The following is a 5,094-nucleotide window of genomic DNA, read 5'->3' on the forward strand; positions in this document are numbered from 1 at the left end:
CCAACGTGTTGGAGCGACAGTTTGCCGTGACGGCCCCCAATCAAGTTTGGTGTGGCGATGTAACCTATATCTGGACCGGCCAACGCTGGGGTTATCTGGCGGTGGTGATGGACCTGTTTGCCAGAAAGCCGGTTGGCTGGGCGTTCTCGTTCTCACCTGACAGCGAGTTGACGATGAAAGCGCTGACCATCGCTTATGAGCAACGAGGGCAACCACAGGGGGTCATGTTTCACTCGGACCAGGGTAGCCATTACACCTGCCGTCGATACCAGCAGCTGTTATGGCGCTATCGGATAACCCCGAGCATGAGCCGGCGAGGCAACTGTTGGGATAATGCACCGATGGAGCGATTGTTTCGCAGCCTCAAGAGCGAGTGGGTGCCAGAGCATGGCTACCAAGACATGGTCGAAGCCACGGAAAGTATCACAGCATATTTAATGGGGTATTACAGTCAGACGCGCCCCCATGACTACAACGGTGGTTTAACCCCGAACGAATCTGAGCGGCAGTATTGGGCTGCTTATAAAACCGTGGCCAGTTTTACTTGACCACTACAAGCAGAGCACTACGCCCCTGTCAAAATGGTGGGTGTCCCAGAACTCAATCAATCCAGCGACGGATTTGATCAACAACGCCTGTCCCAGCAAAATGCCGTGATGCTTCAAGTCCAGCAGAGTACTACGCCCCTGTCAAAATGGTGGGTGTCCCAGAACTCACCATGGCCAAAATAGTGGGTGTCCCAGAGTTTCCGTCGCAAGTCCAGCAGAGTGCTACGCCCCTGTCAAAATAATGGATGTCCCAGTGCCACTCCGAATGAAGTTTATTTTATTCTATCCAATATATAGCTTGGAATATTATCTTCATTACCAGTCATCAAAGACCTATATTTCATATAGTTCTTGACAGCAAGATTTTTTTCATTCATCCCCCAATATGCATCTGCGACATTAAGATAAACAACTTTTCTACTGGGCGATTTTTTTATCACAAGATTCAAAATATCCACAGCCTCTACATTCAATCCTGCTTGTTGTAGAAAATAACCATAATCATTGAAAATGCCAGCATTATAATAACCAGTTTTAGTCGCTTCTTGTATGTATGGAGTAAGACTATTGCATGCATCTAGCACCCTACTCTTTTGGAAAAGCTTAAGTGCATTTTTATGATTGATTTTTATTAGGCTATCAAATTCCGACTTGTATCTAGCATCTTTTTTACCAACTAGCATATATTCACCCGAGAAATTAGAATTCAACGGACACTCATCAGGTGAATAGTCAGACAAAACAACAACTCTATTTTCATCAATTTCGAAAGAAATCTCACCATTATCGGATGAAGAGTTTCCAGATACGTTTTTAGGCATCAAGAGTGACTCAGCCATGTACCTAGACCCTTTTTTAACCAACTTATATCTAACTACACAATCAGCTGGAGATGTAGCGCCTGAATCATTACTTCCACCATACAATGTAGAGGTAAATGAATCTTGGCCATGAATGTTTTCTAACCCCAGTATGCTGCTATCTGTTGTGTAAAGCATAACATCTGCACTAACCCATGCTGAATACAGCATGATCAACAAACTAATAGTCTTTTTCATCGCTCAACCTTTTGATAGCTTCTCTTCTTTCAGAGACAAACCGTTTTCTTACCCCATCCTGAACGCTCTTGGAATTTTTTGAGAAATAGATGAGGCTGCCATCTCCATCTGTCTTACCACGCTCTGCATAGATCTCACTGATCAATGCTTGATCATATTCCTTTGTTTCTGAAGGTGTTAGATTAATATTTTGTATAGCATTAACAATAACATCAGACACGCCATGCTGTACCGCTGTTGACCATACAACATCATTAAGAGAATGAGAATGGTATCTGACGTCTACATTCGCCTCAGAAATAATATGTGACACCAACTTGTCATAATGAGTTCTTCTGATAAATGCGTGTTCTTCATTTTTAAAGTCATCCGGATAAGCTCTAACAAGCTCCTTCCATTTATCTGTAAACGCTACTGTTCCTGGGGTCAAACCTTCAAATTCACTCTTCCATCTAAAAGAACCATCAGAAACAAATCTTTTAACTGTCCCCCCAATAATAGACCTAGTACCCTCCTTTACCTTAATAGTCACTTTACTTGTCATCTGATATGAACCATAAGAAATTCCACCCGCATCACCACCCCCACCAGACACAGTGATCGAACCTCGCCCACCAGTTTCATATTTTGAAGACAGAGAACCCAAGTCATAATCACGTCGTTTACGTGGAAGACGGAAGTTCACCAACCCCATCATCCCCACCGGATGAATAAACCAAGGTTTGGTATCACCCAATATATCGCTGGCATCTTCCATCCACGCCATATTGTTGTGTACCTGCATCGCATATTCATAGAGCTTCGGCTGCTCAGCTAACTCCTGCTTTAGACGCGGCCAATCGCCTGGCTTTACCCATTCGCTTTTGTGCTTGATAAACAACATGCGCAACTTGCCCGCCAACTCCTCATCGGCCAGCGCGGCCTTGATATCATTGCCGCTCAGGGTGCCATCGTTATCCCTGTCTGTCACCAGCTTGTCATAGAGGGTGCTGAAAAACTCGCCTCCTTCTTTGCCTTCGGTATCAGCCTTATCTAAAAATCCATCAGGGTCACTGCTGCCATCGACCAGTCTGACGCCCAGCTTGTGCCAGTCATGCTGACTGACCACTTCGACATCTCCGCCCTGCAAGACAAACTCGCCTGCCAGCTCCCCGTCAGCCGCAGTCCGCTCACGCACCTTCACAAAGTTGTTGGCACCGTGAGTGACAATATCAGACTCTTTCACCGCCAACGGTAAGGGCAGTGGCCCATAGACGGCCACATCGTGAAAACCATGCTGGCTATCGCTTGTCAGGCGATAGGTGGTCACCTCTTTTTTTACTAGCAGGTAGCCTTGGCCACCGGTGACCCGCGCCTTGTTATTGATGCAATCTTCAAGCGCCTGCTTGTCGCTCTCTGCCACAAATACCTCAAAGTGCACGGCTTTGCTGTCGGTGTCTTTCACAAAACCGCTGGCACCGGCAGTAGCCAGCTCATGTTCGCCCCAGTGACCAATGACCTCTCCGGCCTGTACCGCTATCGGGTTCTCGCTGCGGTCTACGACGGATGCACCCTCTTTGAATTCAACAGGAATGCTCGGTTCGGCGGCCAGTCCTGCCCCCATCTTGCTTTTCGCCAACCAGCCGACTGACCCTTTGCTGGCACTGGTCATCACCTTGTTGGCGCTGTCTTTGACCGTACCGCTACCTACCTTGAACACCTGCACTTTACGAAACTCGGTCGGGCCGCCATTGATGTTCACCATCTTTGGTGGCTCACTGGATACCACCACCTCACTGCCAGCGGGTAGCCCTAAGCTCCCTGCCGTGGTGTTGGCTGATTGTCGCAGCCAGGTATTACTCGGGATGCCATGACGGGCCGGTTTGCCTTCCGGTGGGGTCATCCACTTAGGCTTTTGCGGATACTCCTGCTGCAATTGGCTTTCCGCGATATAGAACAGGCTGTTCGGTTCATCGACGTAGTGCACCAGAAAATAATTGTGGGGCTCATCTTTGTGGTTGAGCAGGTTGCTCGAGGTTTGCTGAAGCAACGTCACCTCAGCCCCCGTTTTCGCATAAACAGGGCGCGTGCCCGACAGTCGGCGTGTCAGCTTGAGGGGGTCTCCCTGCGCCACCGGTTCATAGGTAGACACGCCTGAGCCCTTGACTGTGACTCGCGCCGCCTCTGGGCTGTTGTAAGTGTTCTCACACGCGATATGCATGTAGAGGCTGTAGAACGTCAGGCGATTCTTGTTCTGCTCTCCGGCTTCGTAGCGATGACGAACCAGACAAAACGAAGGGGAGGTATATAGCTCAATACTGTCTCCTGGCTTTCCTGCTTCGGGGCTACGGGTTGCCTTGGCCGGTTTGGTTGCCAACCGGTAGGCAACGATCTCCCCGTCAGCGATGGCGCGTACAGCACCGCTCGGGTGCCAGCCCCCTTTCTCACTGAAATGGATGCCACCGTGCCAGATACGGTTGCGACCAATCGGGAAGGTGCCGCTCTTGAGGCTATTGATCTTCTCGATAAACGCATCGAGAGAAGCGACTTCGCTGGGGGTGTTACCACCGGCCAATTGCATGGGATAGACGATTTTCATCTTTGCTGTAATCCTGTGTTATCCATCAAGCGGAGGGCTGATAATCGTCATCAGGCGTCAGCTCTTTGAGCAACGCCTCCATCGCCTTCTCGGTGGGAATGGCCTTGATCAGCTCGACCAGTTCGGGAGCCTTGACCACTTCGACTCCCTTGGGCACAACGGGAGCCTTGCCACCCCAGCCAGAGCCTGAGCCTGCGCTGCCGCCGGCATTGAGCTTGATCGCAGGACCGACCAGCTTGATGCCGCTCGGGTCTACTTTCACAAAGCTGCCGCCCCCCTTGAGGGTGATCTCGGAACCCGCCTCCAGCACCAGCTTGTCGCCCACCTTGATATGCACTTCCTGACCGGCTTCCACCAGCAGGGACTGCCCCAACTTCTGGTGCAGGCTGGCATCCACCGTCAGCGAGTAGTCAGCCTTCACTTGGTCGCGCTTCTCGCCCTCCACCGTCAGGTGGTCGTTGGCCTTGATGCGGGTCACCCGCTCATTGTCGATATCCCGATGCTCATCGTGTTTGATGTGCCAGGCCACGTCGTTTTCAATGAGTGCGTTGAGATCCTTCTGACCGTGGATATAGATCTCTTCCTGCCCCGCCTGGTCTTCGAAACGCAGCTCGTTGAAGCCCTCACCCTGGTGGGTCTCGGTGCGCAGCACGGTGCGGGTCTTGTTGGCCGGAAGCGGGTACGGCGGCCGGTTGGTGGCGTGATAGGTACGCCCGGTGATAATCGGCTGGTCCGGATCCCCTTCCAGAAAACTCACGATCACCTCGTGGCCGATGCGCGGGATGGCCATCATGCCGTACTGGCCGCCGGCCCAACCCTGGCTCACCCGCACCCAGCAGGAGCTCTGATCGTTGCTCTCGCCATAGCGGTCCCACGGGAATTGCAGTTTGACCCGGCCGTGCTCGTCGCA

General features: G+C 51.1%; 4 protein-coding genes. 1 reads left to right on the top strand and 3 read right to left on the bottom strand.

What is annotated here, in order from left to right; genetic code table 11:
• A partial coding sequence (locus tag AB5Y48_RS10510; protein WP_368164372.1) for an IS3 family transposase occupies positions 1-548 on the top strand: 548 nt, incomplete at its 5' end.
• Positions 549-820: 272 nt separating this feature from the next.
• On the opposite strand, the gene AB5Y48_RS10515 is transcribed toward AB5Y48_RS10510, so the two are convergent.
• The 3 genes from AB5Y48_RS10515 to AB5Y48_RS10525 all read right to left on the bottom strand — a co-directional run.
• The gene (locus AB5Y48_RS10515; RefSeq protein ID WP_368164373.1) at positions 821-1,606 is read right to left on the bottom strand and encodes a tetratricopeptide repeat protein; all 786 of its coding nucleotides are present in this window, start codon (positions 1,604-1,606) and stop codon (positions 821-823) included.
• Positions 1,590-4,184 carry a hypothetical protein gene (locus AB5Y48_RS10520; RefSeq protein ID WP_368164374.1) on the bottom strand — a complete coding sequence of 865 codons (2,595 nt, stop codon included), beginning with the start codon at positions 4,182-4,184 and terminating at the stop codon, positions 1,590-1,592. The genes AB5Y48_RS10515 and AB5Y48_RS10520 overlap by 17 nt, the downstream gene beginning before the upstream one ends.
• A 25-nt stretch (positions 4,185-4,209) precedes the next feature.
• A partial coding sequence (locus AB5Y48_RS10525; protein WP_368164375.1) for a type VI secretion system Vgr family protein occupies positions 4,210-5,094 on the bottom strand: 885 nt, incomplete at its 5' end.

The organism is Aeromonas sp. R6-2, assembly GCF_040908155.1.
Lineage (GTDB): Bacteria > Pseudomonadota > Gammaproteobacteria > Enterobacterales > Aeromonadaceae > Aeromonas > Aeromonas schubertii.

What these genes read in the sequence shown, in the direction of transcription:
- AB5Y48_RS10515 (WP_368164373.1), bottom strand. Translation starts at nt 1,606, where the DNA reads ATGAAAAAGACTATTAGTTTGTTGATCATGCTGTATTCAGCATGGGTT.
- AB5Y48_RS10520 (WP_368164374.1), bottom strand. Translation starts at nt 4,184, where the DNA reads ATGAAAATCGTCTATCCCATGCAATTGGCCGGTGGTAACACCCCCAGC.